Source organism: Streptomyces sp. DSM 116795 (assembly GCF_055792905.1).
Map to the genome: position 1 here is coordinate 5,912,628 of NZ_CM147707.1, position 15,907 is coordinate 5,928,534.

A 15,907-nucleotide genomic window follows, 5' to 3' on the forward strand; every position below is an offset into this window, starting at 1 on the left:
GGGGCACCGGCGGGGGACCGGGCCCGCCGGCGTGGTGCGGCGGGGCCCGGTCCGTGGCGTACCGGGGGGGCGTCGGCCGGCGGCCGGTCAGGCGCTCAGCGGGCCGTCCGCCCTCTCCAGGCGCTGGGTGCCGGAGAGGGTGCGGTAGGAGCGGCGGACCTCGCTGGTGGCGCCGCGGTCCTCCTTGTCGGAGAGGATGAAGTAGTCCATCTGCGCCCGCTCGGCGTCGATGTCGAGGACGCCGTAGCCGTGCGAGTCCATGTCGAGCCACCGCACATGGCCGTTGGCGGCCCTGACGGCCGCCTCCGCGACCGACGAGACGGTGTCGGGTGCGGCGTTGAGGACGTCGTCGAGGTTGTCCGACGTGACGGACGTGACGACGAACTCCGTGGCCACCGGCGCGTCCTCGGGATACGTCGCCGCTTTGACGGGGACCTCGTTGGCGAAGGCCATGTGGATGTCGCCCGTCAGGAAGACGGTGTTGTCGATGCGCTGGTCGCGCAGGTGCGTCAGCAGCTCGCGCCGGTCGTCGGTGTAGCCGTCCCACTGGTCGACGTTGAGGGCCAGGCCCTCCTTCGGGATGCCGAGCAACTCCGCGAGCGGGCCGAGGAGATGGGCCGGGACGGAGCCGAAGGCCATGGGGGCGATCATCACCGAGGTGCCGACCATGCGCCAGCGCGCCGTCGAGGAGGAGAGCCCGGACTTGAGCCAGTCCAGCTGCTTGCGGCCCGTGATGCTGCGGTCGGGGTCGTCGATCACGTCGCCGTCGCCGATGCTCGCCTGCTCATCGCGGAACGAACGCAGATCGAGCAGGTGCAGATCGGCGAGCCGGCCGAAACGGATGCGGCGGTAGGTGTTGCCCTCCGTCGAGGGCCGTACCGGCATCCACTCGAAGTAGGCCTGTGTCGCGGCCCGTCGGCGGTCCGCCCACTCGCCCTCTTCGCCCGGTGTGTGATTCTCCGCGCCGCCGGACCAGGTGTCGTTGGCGATCTCGTGGTCGTCCCAGATCGCGATGAGCGGGTGGGCAGTGTGCATGGCCTGCAGGTCGGGATCGAGCTTGTGGTGGCCGTGCCGGACGCGGTAGTCGGCGAGGGTGACCGTCTCGTGCTCGGGCTGGACGGCACGGACGGCGCGCCCCTCCAGGGGGTACTCCTCGTGCCCGTATTCGTAGATGTAATCGCCGAGATGGAGGACGGCGTGCAGATCCGCGCGTCCGGCCAGATGCCTGTACGAGGCGTAGTAGCCGGCCTCGTACTGCGCGCAGGAGACCACGCCCAGGCGGAGGTTGGCGGCGTCTGCGTCCTCGGCCGGTGCCGTACGGGTGCGTCCGGCGGGGGAGTTCACGCCTCCGGTGCTGAAGCGGAACCAGTAGGCGGTGTCCGCCGCGAGTCCGCGTACGTCCGCCTTGACGGTGTGGTCGGTGGCGGCGGCTGCCTCGGCGGTGCCGTGGGCGACGATCTTGCGGAAGCCCTCGTCCGCCGCGACTTCCCAAGTGACGGTCGTGGGGCCGCCCTTGCCCGATCCGGGCACGGCGTCCGGGGTGGGCGTGACGCGTGTCCACAGCAGGACGCCGTCGGGCAGCGGGTCGCCGGAGGCGACGCCGTGCAGGAACTGGGGGGCCGCGGCGGCGCGGGCGTTCGCCGTGCCGCCGGTGAGGGGGAGCAGGGCCGCGGAGGCGGCGGTGGCCGCAACGACGGTGCGGCGTCTGGGGAGTCCGGGCGAGGGTCTCTCCGCCGGAACTGAGGTGGGAGGTTCACGATGTGTGTTCGTCACGGACCTTGATGTTACGCACAAGTAGCCCCGACGGGCAGGTCACTCGCAAGAGTTCAACTGCCCGTCGGGGCATGTTCGGCCGCAGGACGGTACGTACGGAGCGGCGCCGGCCGCGACGGGCCGACATGAACCGCCCGCCGGGCCCGGCCGAACGGCCGGACCGCCCTCAGAAGCCCCGGCGCCAAGTCACCGGCGCCGGGCCGCCGTTACTGCTGCGGGGGCTGGGCGCCGCCCGGGATCTTCACGCCCAGCTTCTTCAGTTCGCCCGGGAGCTGGCGCTGGTCGACGTCCTTGCCGTCGATGCGGATGGTGGGCGTGCCCTTGACCTTGTTCTTCTTGAAGTCCGCGACCATGTCGAGCGCCCACCTGTCGTACTTGCCGTCCTCGACGGCCTTCTTGAAGCCGGCGTCGCCCTTCAGCGCCGGTACGGAGTCGGCGACCTTGAGCAGATAGTCGTCGTCGGCGAACTTGTCCTGGGTCTCCTGCGGGTGGAACTGCGGCGAGTACAGCTTCTCGTGGTAGTCGCGGTAGGCGTCCTTGCTCACGTTGAGCGCGGCGCCCAGTGCGCTGATGGCGTTCTTCGAGCCCTCACCGCCGAGGTTGCCGTCGATCAGGTCGCCCAGGTGCACCTTGAGCTTGTACTTGCCGTCCTCGGCGCCGTTGACGAGGAGCTTGCCCGCTCCCTGCTCGAACTGGGCGCAGGCCGGGCAGCGCAGGTCCTCGAAGACGTCGACGCTCTTCTTCGCGCTCTCGTTGCCGACGAGGATGTACTCGCCGTCCTTGCCCGAGGAGTTGGCGGGCTTGACGAGCTTCTGCTCCTTGGCCGCCTCCCAGCCGGAGGGTGCGGTCAGTTTGGTCACGGCGAAGAAGATGCCGCCGGCCACGGCGAGGACGCCGAGGACCGCGACGCCGACGAGCGCCTGCCGGCGCATCTTGTCCTTCTTGGCCTGCCGTTCACGTTCGACGCGCAGCCGCTCGCGGGCGGCGCGCTTGGCTTCCTGGCTGTTGCGCTTGCTCATGGGTTCCTTCTCCGTGGTCTGCGTACGCGGTGTGCGCGGGGGACGACGATGGACGGTCTCGTGACGGCTCGGCTCGCGCGGCCGGCTCACACGGGTGGCCGGTTCACACGGGTCGCCGGTTCACACGGGAACACGGGGCCGCTGCGCCTGTTCGGGCTTCAGGGTCGAGGCCTCAGGCAGCGAGCACGAGCGGTGGCGGTCCTCGTCGGTGCACGGAGTGGGTGAGCAGCGGAAGCGTGCGCGGGCCCAGGACCGGCAGCGACCGGGGGGCCGGTACGGGCCTGCCGGAATCGCGGCTGCGGCACCCGGCGGCGACCGCCAGCCGCAGCGGCCGGAACGCCGTCACCGAAGCGGCGCGCAGCAGCCCGGCCAGCGCCGCCTCACCGCGCCGGAGCCAGGCGGCGGCCAGCAGCCCGACGGCGATGTGTGCCGCGAGGAGCACGAACGGCGTGGCCGACGGCGCGGCCTCCAGCGGGCCGACCGGACCGAGCGCCTCCACGGTGCCGTTCCCGTTGCCCTGGGAGAGCGCCTCGGCTGCGTCGCGCCCTCCGCCCTGCGCGGCGAGGTGGGCCAGCGGGGTGCCGACGCCGCTGCCGCCGCACAGCAGATCGACGCCGACTGTGCGCAGCGGGCCGGTGACGGGGCCGCCCGCCTGTCCGTAACAGGTGTGCTGACCGGCGGTGAAGACGGTGTCGGCCAGCAGCTCCAGCGGGATCAGGACGGCGGCGATGCGCCCGTAACCGCGCTCGCGGTCGGCGAGGGCGAAGGCCAGCAGGAAGATCACGCCCGTGACCGCCAGCAGCGGACCGAGGGGGAGAGGCACGCCGGAGAGGAGTACGTGGGACCCGGCGGACAGCGTGACGCACAGCACGGTGAAGACGACCGCCCGTGCTGTCCGTATGCCTGCCGCATCCATGTCCATCGCCGGGAAGTGTGCCATGCGGAGGCGTAAGGGGTCTCTAAAAGCGGGCCGTGAATTGCAGCAAAGGCGGGCAGTGAATTGCGGTGCTCATGACCGTTCATGACCGCTCACCGTCGCTCGCGGCCGGTAACGGCCGGTCGCGCCGGTCCGCGGACGCTCGCCGGCGCCGCCTGCCGCGCCCCGCGGTCCCGGCTGCGCGCCGCCGCCCGTGCCGCCTCGCCCGCCGCCGCGTCTACAGGCCGGGGATGCGGCCGTTGCGGAAGAGGTCCACGAAGATCTGGTGGTCGCGGCGAGTCCTCGAACCGTAGTCGTGTGCGAAGTCGGCCAGCATCTGCGGGAAGCCCTCCTCGTCCCCGGCGATCGCTGCGTCGATGGCGCGCTCCGTGGAGAACGGCACGAGGGTTTGGCCGCTCTCGTCGTCCGCCGCGGCGTGCATGGTGGCGGTGGCCCGGCCGAGGTCGCCGACGACCTGGGTGATCTCGTCGAGGTCGTCCAGATCCGACCAGTCCAGGTCGACGGCGTACGGCGAGACCTCGGCGACGAGCTGGCCCGTACCGCGCAGCTCCGTCCAGCCCAGCCACGGGTCGGCGTGCGCCTGCAGGGCGCGCTGGGAGATCACGGTGCGGTGGCCCTCGTGCCGGAAGTAGCCGTGGATCGCGGGATCGGTGATGTGCCGGGCGACGGCGGGGGTCTGTGCCTGCTTCATGTAGATCACGAGATCGTTCTCGAGGGCGTCGCTGTGGCCTTCGAGGAGGATGTTGTACGAGGGCAGGCCCGCGCTGCCGATGCCCACCCCCCGGCGCCCGACCACGTCCTTGACGCGGTAGGCGTCGGTACGCAGGCGGGTGCTCCCGGGCAGAGTGGCGATGTAGCCGCCGAAGGCGTCCAGCACCTCCGCGCGGGTCGCCTGGTCGAGCTCGACCGCACCGCCGCCGGGGGTGAAGCGGCGCTCCCACTCGCGGATCTCCGTCATGCTTTCCAGCAGCCCGAAGCGGGTGTTGGCACGCGCCGAGCGCAGCGCCGCCAGTACGGGGCCCCGTGCGGTGTCGAGGGTGAGGGAGGGGGCGGTCCCCGCGTCGGCACCGGCCTGCGCGCCCCGCCCCGGCATCCCACCCTGCGCGCTCGTCTGCGCGCCCCGCGCGGCGTCGCCGCCGTCTGCCGCGAGCGCGCGGATGCGCTCCCGGTACGCGTCCGCGTACGTGCGCACCAGACCGGTGATCTGCCCGTCGCTGAGAGCCTTGCCGTAGCCGAGCAGCGCCACGGAGGCGGCGAAGCGCTGCAGGTCCCAGGTGAACGGGCCGATGAAGGCCTCGTCGAAGTCGTTGACGTTGAAGGTGAGCCGGCCGTTGGCGTCCATGTACGTGCCGAAGTTCTCGGCGTGCAGATCGCCGTGGATCCAGACCCTGCCGGTGTGCTCGTCGAGGAACGGGCCGGTGCGTCCCGCCCCTTCGCCGCCGCTCGCGGAGCCCTCGGTGGCGTCGGCGTAGAAGAGACAGGCGGTGCCGCGGTAGAAGGCGAACGCGGACGCGGCCATCTTGCGGAACTTGACCTGGAACGCGGCCGGGTCCGCCGCCAGCAGCTCCCCGAAGGCGCTGTCGAAGACGTCCAGGATCCGCTCGGCGCGGGCTTCCGCCGCGCCGGTCTGCTGCGTTGCCATGAGTGCCGCCCTTCCGGGGTGCCGACGGTGCGGGACGCCGGGCGGGGAGTGCCGGGACGTCCACCGGGATCCTCTCGTACGGGCCGCCGTGCGGGACGGCGGGCCGTGGCGTCCGGTGCCGGCGCGCAGCCCGTACGCCTCGGCGGCGCGGGCGAGTTGGGCCCCGCGCCCGTCGGCCGCGGTTGTCGGTGGCGGCCCGTAGACTCCGGAGCCGTTCCAGCAGCATCCTGCCCGGAGGTGTTCCGCGCCGTGACCGACCAGCCGTTCACACATCTGCACGTGCACACTCAGTATTCGCTGCTGGACGGCGCAGCGCGGCTGAAGGACATGTTCAAGGCCTGCGGCGAGATGGGCATGTCGCATGTCGCGATGACGGACCACGGCAATCTCCACGGGGCGTACGACTTCTTCCACCAGGCCAAGGACGCCGGCATCACCCCGATCATGGGCATCGAGGCGTACGTCGCCCCGGACCACCGCCGGAACCTGCGCCCGGTCAAGTGGGGCACCCCGCACCAGAAACGTGACGACGTCTCCGGTAACGGTGCGTACACGCACATGACGATGTGGGCCCGCGACAAGGAGGGCCTGCACAACCTCTACCGCGCCCAGTCCCGTGCCGGCCTGGAGGGCTTCTTCCGCAAGCCCCGGATGGACCGAGAGCTGCTCGCCGAGTACGCGAAGGGGATGATGGCCACGACCGGCTGCCCCTCCGGGGAGGTGAGCACGAAGATCCGCCTCGGGCAGCTGGAGGAGGCCGTCCAGGCCGCCGGAGAGTTCCAGGACATCTTCGGCAAGGAGAACTTCTTCGTCGAGCTGATGGACCACAACATCGAGATCGACAGGCGGGCGCGCGCCGGGCTGGAAGAGGTCGCGAAGAGGATCGACGCCCCGTTCGTCGTCACCAACGACTCGCACTACACCTACGAACACGAGTCCGCGGCCCACGACACCCTGCTGTGCATCCAGACCGGCAGCAACCTCTCCGACCCCGACCGCTTCAGCTTCGACGGCGCGGGTTACTACATCAAGTCGGCCGAGGAGATGTATGCCATCGACTCCTCGGAGGCCTGGCAGCAGGGCTGCCGCAACACACAGCTGCTGATCGCCGAACGCGTCGACACCACGGGGATGTTCGAGACCAGGAACCTGATGCCCCGCTTCGACGTGCCCGAGGGGTACGACGAGGTCTCCTGGTTCAAGGAGGAGGTCAAGCGGGGGATGGCCGTCCGCTACCCGGCGGGCGTCCCGCAGGACCGCCAGGAGCTCGTGGAGTACGAGATGGACGTCATCATCTCGATGGGCTTCCCGGGCTACTTCCTCGTCGTCGCCGACTTCATCAACTGGGCCAAGGACAACGGCATCGCGGTCGGCCCCGGCCGCGGCTCGGCCGCCGGCTCGATCGCCTCCTACGCCCTGGGCATCACCGACCTCGATCCGGTGACCCACGGACTGATCTTCGAGCGGTTCCTCAATCCCGAGCGCCTCACCATGCCCGACGTCGACATCGACTTCGACGAGCGCAGGCGCGGCGACGTCATCCGGTACGTCACGGAGAAGTACGGCGCGGACAAGGTCGCCATGATCGGCACCTACGGCACGATCAAGGCGAAGAACGCCATCAAGGACTCGGCGCGCGTGCTGGGTTACCCGTATGCGATGGGCGACCGGATCACCAAGGCCATGCCTGCCGACGTCCTCGGCAAGGGCCTCCCGCTCTCCGGCATCACCGACAAGGACCACCCGCGCTACAGCGAAGCGGGCGAGATCCGCTCGATGTACGAGAACGAGCCGGACGTGACGAAGGTGATCGACGCCGCCCGCGGCATCGAGGGCCTGGTGCGGCAGATGGGCGTGCACGCCGCGGGCGTGATCATGTCCAGCGAGAAGCTGATCGACCACGTGCCGGTCTTCTCGCCGAAGAACGACGGCGTCGTCGTCACGCAGTGGGACTACCCGAGCTGTGAGGCGCTGGGCCTGCTGAAGATGGACTTCCTCGGCCTGCGCAACCTCACGATCATGGACGACGCGGTCAAGATGATCCGCAAGAACAAGGACGTCGACCTCAGGCTGCTCGATCTGCCGCTGGACGACGCCAAGACCTTCGAACTGCTCTGCCGGGGCGACACTCTCGGCGTCTTCCAGTTCGACGGCGGTCCCATGCGCTCCCTGCTGCGCATGATGAAGCCCGACAACTTCGAGGACATCTCCGCCGTCTCGGCGCTGTACCGGCCCGGCCCCATGGGCATGAACAGCCACATCAACTACGCGCTGCGCAAGAACGGCCAGCAGGAGATCACCCCGATCCACCCGGAGCTGGAGGAGCCGCTCAAAGAGGTCCTCGACATCACCCACGGCCTGATCGTCTATCAGGAGCAGGTGCAGAAGGCCGCGCAGGTGCTCGCCGGTTACTCACTGGGGCAGGCCGACCTGCTGCGCCGCGCCATGGGCAAGAAGAAGAAGGAGGTTCTCGACAAGGAGTTCGTGAACTTCCAGAAGGGCATGCGAGACAACGGCTATTCGGACCAGGCCGTCCAGGCCGTCTGGGACGTCCTGGTGCCCTTCGCCGGATACGCCTTCAACAAGGCGCACTCCTCCGCGTACGGCCTGGTCACCTACTGGACGGCATACCTCAAGGCCAACTACCCCGCGGAGTACATGTCGGCGCTGCTCACCTCGGTGCGCGACGACAAGGACAAGTCGGCGGTCTATCTCAACGAGTGCCGCAAGATGGGCATCAAGGTGCTGCCGCCGGACGTCAACGAGTCGGAGGCCAACTTCACCTCGCGGGACGACCAGACGATCGTCTTCGGCCTCACGGCCGTGCGGAACGTCGGCCAGAACGTGGTCGATTCGATCGTCAAGTGCCGCAAGGCGAAGGGGAAGTACAGCTCGTTCCCGGACTTCCTCGACAAGGTCGAGGCCGTCGTGTGCAACAAGCGCACCGTCGAATCCCTCATCAAGGCGGGCGCGTTCGACGAGATGGGTCATACGCGCAAGGGCCTGACCGCCCAGTTCGAGCCGATGATCGACAATGTCGTGCAGGTCAAACGCAAGGAGGCCGAGGGCCAGTTCGACCTCTTCGGGGACCTCGGCGGCGACGAGGGCGAGGACACGCCCGGCTTCGGCCTCGATGTGACCTTCTCCGAGGAGGAATGGGAGAAGACGTATCTCCTCGCCCAGGAGCGGGAGATGCTCGGCCTCTACGTCTCCGACCACCCCCTCTTCGGCCTGGAGCACGTGCTGAACGACAAGGCGGACGCGGCCATCGCCCAGCTCACCGGCGGTGAGCACTCGGACGGCGCGATCGTCACCATCGGGGGCATCATCTCCGGGCTGCAGCGCAAGATGACCAAGCAGGGCAACGCGTGGGCGATCGCCACCGTGGAGGATCTGGCCGGCTCCATCGACTGCATGTTCTTCCCGGCGACGTACCAGCTCGTCTCCACCCAACTCGTCGAGGACGCCGTCGTCTTCGTCAAGGGGCGTCTGGACAAGCGTGAGGACGTGCCGCGTCTGGTCGCGATGGAGCTGATGATCCCCGATCTGAGCGAGGCGTCGGCCAGTGCTCCCGTGACCATCACCATCCCCACGGTGAAGATCACACCGCCGCTCGTGGAGAAGCTCGGCGAAGTCCTCACCCACCACAGGGGATCGAGCGAGGTACGGGTGCGGCTGCAGGGAGCCCGCAAGACCACGGTCCTGCGGCTGGACAAGCACCGGGTCACGCCCGCGCCGGCTCTCTTCGGCGACCTCAAGGAACTGCTGGGCCCCTCCTGCATGGCGGGCTGACCGCCGCCGTACGACGTGGGCGCACGGCCGGGCTGAAATCGCCGCTTCGCAGCGCCAACACCCCTTCCGTGCCGGGGACCTGTGCGGAAGGAACATGTGCCGAAGGAGAGGGCGGCCCCGGGGCTGGGGCCGCCCTCTCCTTGGTAAGCGCCGACGTGCGGTGCCCAAGGGCACAGGTGAATCAAACGGATTGTTGTCGACCTCTGCGCCAGGCAGGGTCAGTTGTGTCCGAAGCGCCGCTGGTGTTTGCGGGCGACGTCGGCAGGGCTGACGCTTCTGCCCGACGCCGGGCGCGACGGGGTTTCCGCAGAGCCGCTTTCGGTCCTGCTCTGGTCGCGCTCGCCGTTGCCGGCTTTCTTCTGACTGCGTTCCTGATTCCTGCCCTTGGCCATGATCGCCTCCTGGGGACCGTTGAACTTTGGGCCGAATTCAGCCTGGCACGGGGGTATGAAGCGCGCATGTCGGACAATCACCGTGAGTGAGGCGGTTCTTCGCGCTGTTGCGCGTCCACCACATGTGTGCCGCCACGCCGATGATCGTGCACCGCCGACAAGCCCTGTACGGTCGGGCAGACTCGAAGGCGAAACACACGACCATGCCCCCGTGGCGCGGTCGGTGACCGAGAGTGGGTGGACCGTGGACCGCTGCGTCGTTCTGGTGGATGCCGGATATCTGTTGGGCGCCGCCGCGAGTCTGCTGGCGGGAGAGCCGATGCGCTCCCAGATCAGCGTGGATCACGCCGCCCTGATCCGCGGACTCCGCGAGCGGGCCGAAGCCGACACCGGATGCGATCTTCTGCGTATCTACTGGTTCGACGGCGCCCCGGACCGGGTGCCGCAGCCCGAGCACCGCCGGCTCCGTGTGATGCCCCGGGTCACCGTCCGTCTCGGGGCGCTGACCAGAAGCGACGGCCGCTGGGCCCAGAAGGGCGTCGACGCGGCGATGCACGCCGAGCTCACCGAGCTGGCCCGTAACCGCGCCTGTTCCGACATCGTCCTCGTCACCGGGGACGGGGACCTGCTCCCGGGCCTGATGTCGGCGAAGGAACACGGCGTCGCGGTGCATCTGTGGGCCGTACAGGCCGCGGACGGCGACTACAACCAGTCCGAGGATCTCGTGGCCGAGGCCGACGAGCGGCGTGTCCTGGACCGCAGCTGGATCACGGAGGCCGTACGCGCCACGGAACCGTCGGGGGCCTACCACCCCCGGTCCGCATCCCGCCCGGAGATCGCCGCGATCCTCTCCGCACCGCTGCCCGAATCGGCCAAGAACGGAAGCGCGCCGGTGCCGCCAGTGCCGCCGGTGCATCCCGTGGCGCCCGCATCGCCGTCCGCGGCTTCGGCGCCGGCCCCGTCCGAGACGGCGGAGGAAGCGGCCGCAGCCGTGGCACCGGCGGACGGCGAGGACGGGGAGCCTGCCGACTCCAGCCGGAGCACGACGGGCGTACCGACACCCAAGGACCTCGCCGGCCTCGGTCGGCCCGCGCCCCCGCAGCCCGGCCACGGCACCCCGCCGGGAGCGACGCTGCGCTGGTCGTCCGAGCGGGGCTGGGTCGAGCGCGGTACGCCCGGCGAGTCCCAGGAGGTCGCCGCCCTGCCGATGCTGGCCCAGCTGACGACGGCCGAGCAGCGCTGGGCCGACCGCGAGGAGGACATCACCGCGGTCAGCGGTGATCCGTTCGAGGTCGGTCAGGTCTTCGCCCGCCGCTGGCAGGAGCGGCTCTCCTCACCCGGGCACGTGCAGATCCTGGCCCGCGAGTACCCGCGCATCCCGCACCGCATCGACGGGGAGCTGCTCCGTTACGCGGCACGGTTCGGGCTGCTCGCGCACAAGGACGATCAGATCGACGAGCACGACCGCTACGCGATCCGCGCGGGCTTCTGGCGCGAGGTCGACGCTCCTGTGGCCGGGCAGACAGGGCAGACCGGCCAGACCGTCCCCGAAGAGGACACCTCCGTAGCGGAGCAGTAGCCCGGTCCGGGCCAGGGCCGGAAGCCCCGTATCCGTCCCGGAACGACCCTTCCGGAAACAGCGCCGGCGCCGGAGCGTAGGCTCGTCGCTCGTGGGAACCGGCACACGGCAGCAGACGGCGGAGAGCGTACGGACGCCGACGCGGGCCGCTGTGCGCATAGCCGGCCTGGTCAAGACGTACCCGGCGAGCGGACGCCGGCGCCCCGGACCGGCCCTGAGCTTCCTGCGCGGCGCTCCCCGGAGCACCGATGTGCCGGGTGCGGCGGGCGTACGGGCGTGCGACGGAGTCACCCTCGACGTGCGGCAGGGCGAGATCTTCGGACTGCTCGGCCCGAACGGAGCCGGCAAGTCCACGGTCGTGCGGCAGCTCACCGGCCTGATGCGGCCCGACTCCGGCACGGTCGAGGTCCTCGGGCACGATCTGGTCCGGCATCCGGAGCGTGCCGCGCGGATCCTCGCCTACCTCGGCCAGGAATCCGGCGCTCTCGACGAACTGACCGTCGCCCTTGCCGCGGAGACGACCGGGCGGCTGCGCGGCCTGGACGCCGCGGCTGCGCGCCGCGAGCGCGACGACGTGCTGGACGAGCTGGGCCTGACCGCCCTCGCGGGCCGTCCGCTGAGGAAGCTCTCGGGCGGGCAGCGGCGGCTGGCGTGCGTCGCGTCGGCGCTGGTGGGGGAGCGGCCACTGCTCGTACTGGACGAGCCGACGACCGGCATGGACCCGGTCGCGCGGCGCGCTGTCTGGTCGGCCCTCGAACGCAGGCGCGCCGAGCGCGGCGCGACGGTGGTGCTGGTGACGCACAACGTCATGGAGGCCGAGACGGTGCTCGACCGGGTGGCGGTCCTGGACCGCGGCCGCGTCATCGCCTGCGACACCCCCGGAGGCCTGAAGGCCATGGTCGGCGGGGACGTTCGGCTGGACCTGGTCTGGCGCGACCGCGCGCCCCTCGATGTGCCGCAGGTCGCCGGCCTGGCCCGGCACGCGACCGTCTCGGGACGCAGGTGGACGCTGCGCCTGGCACCCGAGGAGGCCCGCGCGGCGGTCGACGCCGTCACCGCCGGCAGGGCGTTCGCGGCGCTCGACGACTTCTCGCTGGCGACGCCCAGTCTCGAGGACGTGTATCTCGCGCTGGGCGGCAGCGGGGAAGGTCTGGTGAAGGTATGAGTACGGTCGCTTCGGCGCAGGCGGCGCAAGGGGCGCAGGGCGTGCAGGCCGCAGAGGCCGGAAAGAACGGCACCGGAGAGAGCGCGCAGAGCGGCGACGACCGCCCCCAGGGCGGCCGGGGCGTGCCGGCCGCGTTGGCGGACGCGGCAACGGATATGGCAACGGCGGCAACGGATGCGGCAGCCGCTGCCGCCGCCGGGGCCCCGGCTCCTCTCGCGCCCCGCGCACGCCTCTGGCCCGCGCTGGCGGCCGTCTACCGCGCGCAGCTCTCGCGTGCACGCGTCGCCCGCATCCCGCTGCTGTTCGTGGCGACGTTCCAGTCGCTCGGGATCATGGTTCTGATGAGGGGGGTCGTCGACGGCGGCGCCGAGTCGCGGGCCGTGGTCGCCGGTTCCGCCGTGCTCGTCGTCGCGTTCGTGGCGCTGAATCTGCTGGCCCAGTACTTCGGACAGCTGCGAGCCGGAGGGGGCCTCGACCACTATGCGACGCTTCCGGTGCCCGCCGCCGCCGTCGTGCTGGGCGCCGCGGGAGCGTACGCGTCCTTCACGGTGCCGGGCGTCCTCGTCACCGCTGTCACGGGCGGCGTCCTGTACCAGCTGCCGCTGAGCGGGCTGTGGGTGCTCGTCGCCGTCGTCCCGCTGGCGGGCGCCGCTCTGGCCGGACTCGGTGCGGCGCTGGGGCTCCTCGCGCCCAAGCCCGAGATCGCCACGCTCTGCGGCCAGCTGGGCATGTCCGCCGCGCTGCTGCTGGGCGTACTGCCGGGTGGGCACCTGCCGCAGCCGGTGGGTCTGCTGCGGGACCTGCTGCCTTCGACGTACGGGGTCGAGGCGCTGGCCCGTGCCTTCCAGACGCGGCCCGACTGGGGGCACGTGGCGCTGGACCTGGGCGTCTGCGCTGCCGTGGGCGTGGTGTCGCTGGCGCTGGCGACATGGGCGTACCGGCGGGCCGCGGTCCGCTGAGCAGGCACTGAGCGGAAACCGAGCGGGCGCCGGGAGGCAACGCCCGTACGCGCGGCCCGTACCGCACACAGCCATCTGCCGCCCGCCGCCCGAACTGGTGCCCGGGACTGGCACGATGGCGTCGTGACCGCACCAACGCCTTCCTCACCCGACCCCGACCACTCGCGTCGCTCCTCCCGCCCGTACCTCGGCCGCGGCGGCCGGCACGGCGGCGGACGGCCGGGCTCGCACCGGCGCGGCGATCCCGCGGGCGGCGATCACTCCGGTGCGCCGTACGGTGCTTCCGGCGAGTCCGGGGGTCACGGCTCCGCCGGGTCCTACGGCAACGAACACGAGGCCTCCGACGCGTACGGCCACCCCGGTTCGTACCCCGCCTACCCCGCTTACCCGGCATACCCGGCTTACGGAGCCCAGGGCCCGGCCCATCCCGACGGCCTGGACGACCCGGACGAACCGGGTGCCCCGGACGCTCCGGACGAGCCGGGCACCGACGTGCGCAGTGAGGTCCGGACCGGCGCCCTGTGGGCGCTCGCCGTGCTCGTGCTCGGAGTGGGGCTCGGGCTGCTGTGGCTGTGGCTGGCGCCGCGCGTCCCGCTCGTCAGCGTCGACGACGGCGTCTTCCTCAAGGACCCGGAGGGCGAGGAGGCGATCGGGGCGGACGGCACGTTCGTGCTGCTGGCCGTCGGATTCGGCGTGGTGACGGGCGTAGTGGCGTTCCTGCGCAGCCGAGGCGGCGGAATCGGCATCGTCGTCGGGCTCGCGGTGGGGGCGCTGCTCGGTTCCGTACTGGCCTGGCAGCTCGGGGTCTGGCTGGGCCCGGGCAGTGATCTGGCCGCGTCAGCGAAGGCGGCCGGCGCGAACAAGACCTTCGACGGGCCGCTGAAGCTGCAGGCCATGGGCACGCTGGTGGTCTGGCCGTTCTTCGCGCTCGGTACGCACCTGGCGCTCATGGCGGTCTTCGGGCACCGCGATCCGGAACCCGTGCCGCCGCCGCTGCCGCCCAAGGACGGCGGGGCTCCACAGCACTGGTGAGCGTCGGCGGCTGCGGCCGCCGGGTCGGCCGACCCGGTGCACAGCCGACCGGGGTGCTCAGGACGTGTCACTCGTACGGGCGATGGCCGCGCTTGCCGCGCCGGTGAGGCCGGCGAGGTCGCCGGGCGCGAGTTCGATCTCCAGACCGCGGCGGCCCGCGGAGACGCAGACGGTGGCGTGCGCGTGGGCGGAGGTGTCGAGCACGGTGGGCAGGCGCCTGCGCTGTCCCAGCGGTGAGATTCCGCCGAGCACATAGCCCGTACTGCGTTCGACGGACTGAGGGTCGGCCATCACCGCACGCTTGCCGCCCGCCGCCGACGCCAGGGCCTTCAGGTCGAGCGAGGCGGAGACCGGCACGATCGCGACCGTCATCGCGCCGTCGACCTCGGCCACGAGGGTCTTGAAGACCCGCTCGGGAGCGATGCCCAGAGCTTCGGCGGCCTCCGCGCCGTAGGAGGCGGCGGACGGGTCGTGCTCGTAGGAGTGCGTGGAGAAGTCCACGCCCGCGCGTGCGGCGGCGAGCGTCGCCGGAGTGGCCGCCTGCTGTTGCCGCTGTTGCCGCTGCTTCTTCTTCGCCATCGCGCTGCCCTGCCTGCTGTCCTGCTGCCTGCCTGCCGTCCGCTGTGCGCGCGCCCGTACCCGTGGCGTCCGGCGCGCCGTCGTCCGGCGCTGCCTGACGCCTGCTCAGTTCGGGTTCGTCGGATCGCGCGTGAGATCCGCCGCCGGGAGCGAGGGCAGCTTCCCGATCACGGCCGTCTCCCGGCGGAGGAGCTTCAGCTCGTCCGCGAGCCGTGTCGCCGTGTCAGGAGCCTGAAGCAGACGCTGCTTCGTGGGGGTGTCCAGGATCGTCGCGGCCGCGACGAGGTACGAGACCACCGACGGGTCGTCGGGCAGCTCCTGCCCGGCGGCCAGCGTCCTCTCCCGGGCGCTCGCGAGCCGCTTCTGGTAGCCGCGGAAGGCACGCAGCACCCCCGAGGCGAGCGCCCCGGCCCCGTCGCCCTCCTCCTCCGGCAACTCCTCGATCTCGCCCATGAGATACGGGCCGCTCGCGTCCACGGAGTGCAGCCGGAAGCGCGTGGTGCCGGTGGCGAGGACCTCGTAGCCCGGACCGTCCGCGGACGCCTCGTCCTCCTCCACCGACGCGTCGTCGGTGCCGGCCCCCGTGCCGCCCGACCCGCCTGGCGTTCCCGTCGCGCCCGGGCCGCCCGGCGTGATCCCGCCTGCCGCGCCCGTGCGTTCGCGGATCGTCGAGGCGTCGGCGATGCAGCCGACGGAGTAGAAGGACGCCATCAGGTCGGGCCCGAAGCCGGCGGTCGGCTCGGCGCCGTGCGGCGGTGCGCTGTCCGGCAGGCCCTTGAACGTCTGCGCGGTCTCCCGGCCGTCGCGGATGGCGACGACACCGAAGCGGCGGGGCGTGTCCTCGGGGATCTTCAGCAGGTCCCGCATCAGCGCGCGGTAACGCTGCTCGAAGATGTTCAGCGGCAGCACCAGGCCGGGGAACAGCACCGAGTTGAGCGGGAAGAGCGGAAGCGCGGCTGTCACAACGAGTAAGCCTAAAGCCTTCAGGGCGTGCCGGGTGCGTCCGGTCGATCACGAGTGCTGCTCCCGGCAGGAGAG

12 protein-coding genes are annotated in these 15,907 nt (G+C 71.2%); 5 read left to right on the forward strand and 7 right to left on the reverse strand.

Annotation, left to right across the window (positions count from 1 at the left end; genetic code table 11):
* Positions 1-87: 87 nt before the first annotated feature.
* From ACSMXX_RS25475 to ACSMXX_RS25490, 4 genes are all read right to left on the reverse strand, one after another.
* On the reverse strand, positions 88-1,773 hold the full coding sequence (locus ACSMXX_RS25475; RefSeq protein WP_473181020.1) for an alkaline phosphatase D family protein: 1,686 nt from the start codon (positions 1,771-1,773) through the stop codon (positions 88-90).
* A gap of 206 nt (positions 1,774-1,979) precedes the next feature.
* On the reverse strand, positions 1,980-2,792 hold the full coding sequence (locus ACSMXX_RS25480) for a thioredoxin domain-containing protein (RefSeq protein WP_473181021.1): 813 nt from the start codon (positions 2,790-2,792) through the stop codon (positions 1,980-1,982).
* Positions 2,793-2,964: 172 nt separating this feature from the next.
* Entirely contained in the window at positions 2,965-3,714 is a 750-nt protein-coding gene (locus ACSMXX_RS25485) for a hypothetical protein (protein ID WP_473181022.1), read from the reverse strand.
* Between the two features lie 232 nt (positions 3,715-3,946).
* On the reverse strand, positions 3,947-5,371 hold the full coding sequence (locus ACSMXX_RS25490) for a DUF2252 domain-containing protein (RefSeq protein ID WP_473181023.1): 1,425 nt from the start codon (positions 5,369-5,371) through the stop codon (positions 3,947-3,949).
* Positions 5,372-5,620: 249 nt separating this feature from the next.
* Here ACSMXX_RS25490 and dnaE point away from each other — a divergent pair, with 249 nt between their 5' ends.
* Positions 5,621-9,163: a DNA polymerase III subunit alpha gene (dnaE, locus tag ACSMXX_RS25495; protein ID WP_473181024.1), complete on the forward strand. Its 3,543-nt coding sequence runs from the start codon at positions 5,621-5,623 to the stop codon at positions 9,161-9,163.
* Positions 9,164-9,381: 218 nt separating this feature from the next.
* On the opposite strand, the gene ACSMXX_RS25500 is transcribed toward dnaE, so the two are convergent.
* Positions 9,382-9,555, reverse strand: coding sequence for a hypothetical protein (locus ACSMXX_RS25500; protein ID WP_473181025.1), 174 nt, complete (start codon positions 9,553-9,555; stop codon positions 9,382-9,384).
* Positions 9,556-9,799: 244 nt separating this feature from the next.
* On the opposite strand from ACSMXX_RS25500, the gene ACSMXX_RS25505 reads away from it, so the two are divergent.
* The 4 genes from ACSMXX_RS25505 to ACSMXX_RS25520 all read left to right on the forward strand — a co-directional run bounded on the left by ACSMXX_RS25505 (position 9,800) and on the right by ACSMXX_RS25520 (position 14,290).
* Positions 9,800-11,134 (forward strand): NYN domain-containing protein, encoded by a 1,335-nt coding sequence (locus ACSMXX_RS25505; protein WP_473184963.1) that lies wholly within the window; start codon positions 9,800-9,802, stop codon positions 11,132-11,134.
* 151 nt (positions 11,135-11,285) lie between these two features.
* Positions 11,286-12,299: an ABC transporter ATP-binding protein gene (locus ACSMXX_RS25510; protein ID WP_473184964.1), complete on the forward strand. Its 1,014-nt coding sequence runs from the start codon at positions 11,286-11,288 to the stop codon at positions 12,297-12,299.
* Positions 12,300-12,454: 155 nt separating this feature from the next.
* Positions 12,455-13,258, forward strand: coding sequence for an ABC transporter permease (locus ACSMXX_RS25515; RefSeq protein WP_473184965.1), 804 nt, complete (start codon positions 12,455-12,457; stop codon positions 13,256-13,258).
* Between the two features lie 123 nt (positions 13,259-13,381).
* Positions 13,382-14,290, forward strand: a complete 909-nt coding sequence (locus ACSMXX_RS25520; protein WP_473181026.1) for a hypothetical protein — start codon at positions 13,382-13,384, stop codon at positions 14,288-14,290.
* A 57-nt stretch (positions 14,291-14,347) separates the two neighbouring features.
* On the opposite strand, the gene ybaK is transcribed toward ACSMXX_RS25520, so the two are convergent.
* Positions 14,348-14,869: a Cys-tRNA(Pro) deacylase gene (ybaK, locus tag ACSMXX_RS25525; protein ID WP_473181027.1), complete on the reverse strand. Its 522-nt coding sequence runs from the start codon at positions 14,867-14,869 to the stop codon at positions 14,348-14,350.
* A gap of 105 nt (positions 14,870-14,974) precedes the next feature.
* Positions 14,975-15,832: an LON peptidase substrate-binding domain-containing protein gene (locus tag ACSMXX_RS25530; protein WP_473181028.1), complete on the reverse strand. Its 858-nt coding sequence runs from the start codon at positions 15,830-15,832 to the stop codon at positions 14,975-14,977.
* Positions 15,833-15,907 lie beyond the last annotated feature (75 nt).

What these genes read in the sequence shown, in the direction of transcription:
- ACSMXX_RS25490 (WP_473181023.1), bottom strand. Translation starts at nt 5,371, where the DNA reads ATGGCAACGCAGCAGACCGGCGCGGCGGAAGCCCGCGCCGAGCGGATC.
- ACSMXX_RS25515 (WP_473184965.1), top strand. Translation starts at nt 12,455, where the DNA reads ATGGCAACGGCGGCAACGGATGCGGCAGCCGCTGCCGCCGCCGGGGCC.
- ACSMXX_RS25500 (WP_473181025.1), bottom strand. Translation starts at nt 9,555, where the DNA reads ATGGCCAAGGGCAGGAATCAGGAACGCAGTCAGAAGAAAGCCGGCAAC.
- ACSMXX_RS25480 (WP_473181021.1), bottom strand. Translation starts at nt 2,792, where the DNA reads ATGAGCAAGCGCAACAGCCAGGAAGCCAAGCGCGCCGCCCGCGAGCGG.
- ybaK (WP_473181027.1), bottom strand. Translation starts at nt 14,869, where the DNA reads ATGGCGAAGAAGAAGCAGCGGCAACAGCGGCAACAGCAGGCGGCCACT.
- ACSMXX_RS25485 (WP_473181022.1), bottom strand. Translation starts at nt 3,714, where the DNA reads ATGGACATGGATGCGGCAGGCATACGGACAGCACGGGCGGTCGTCTTC.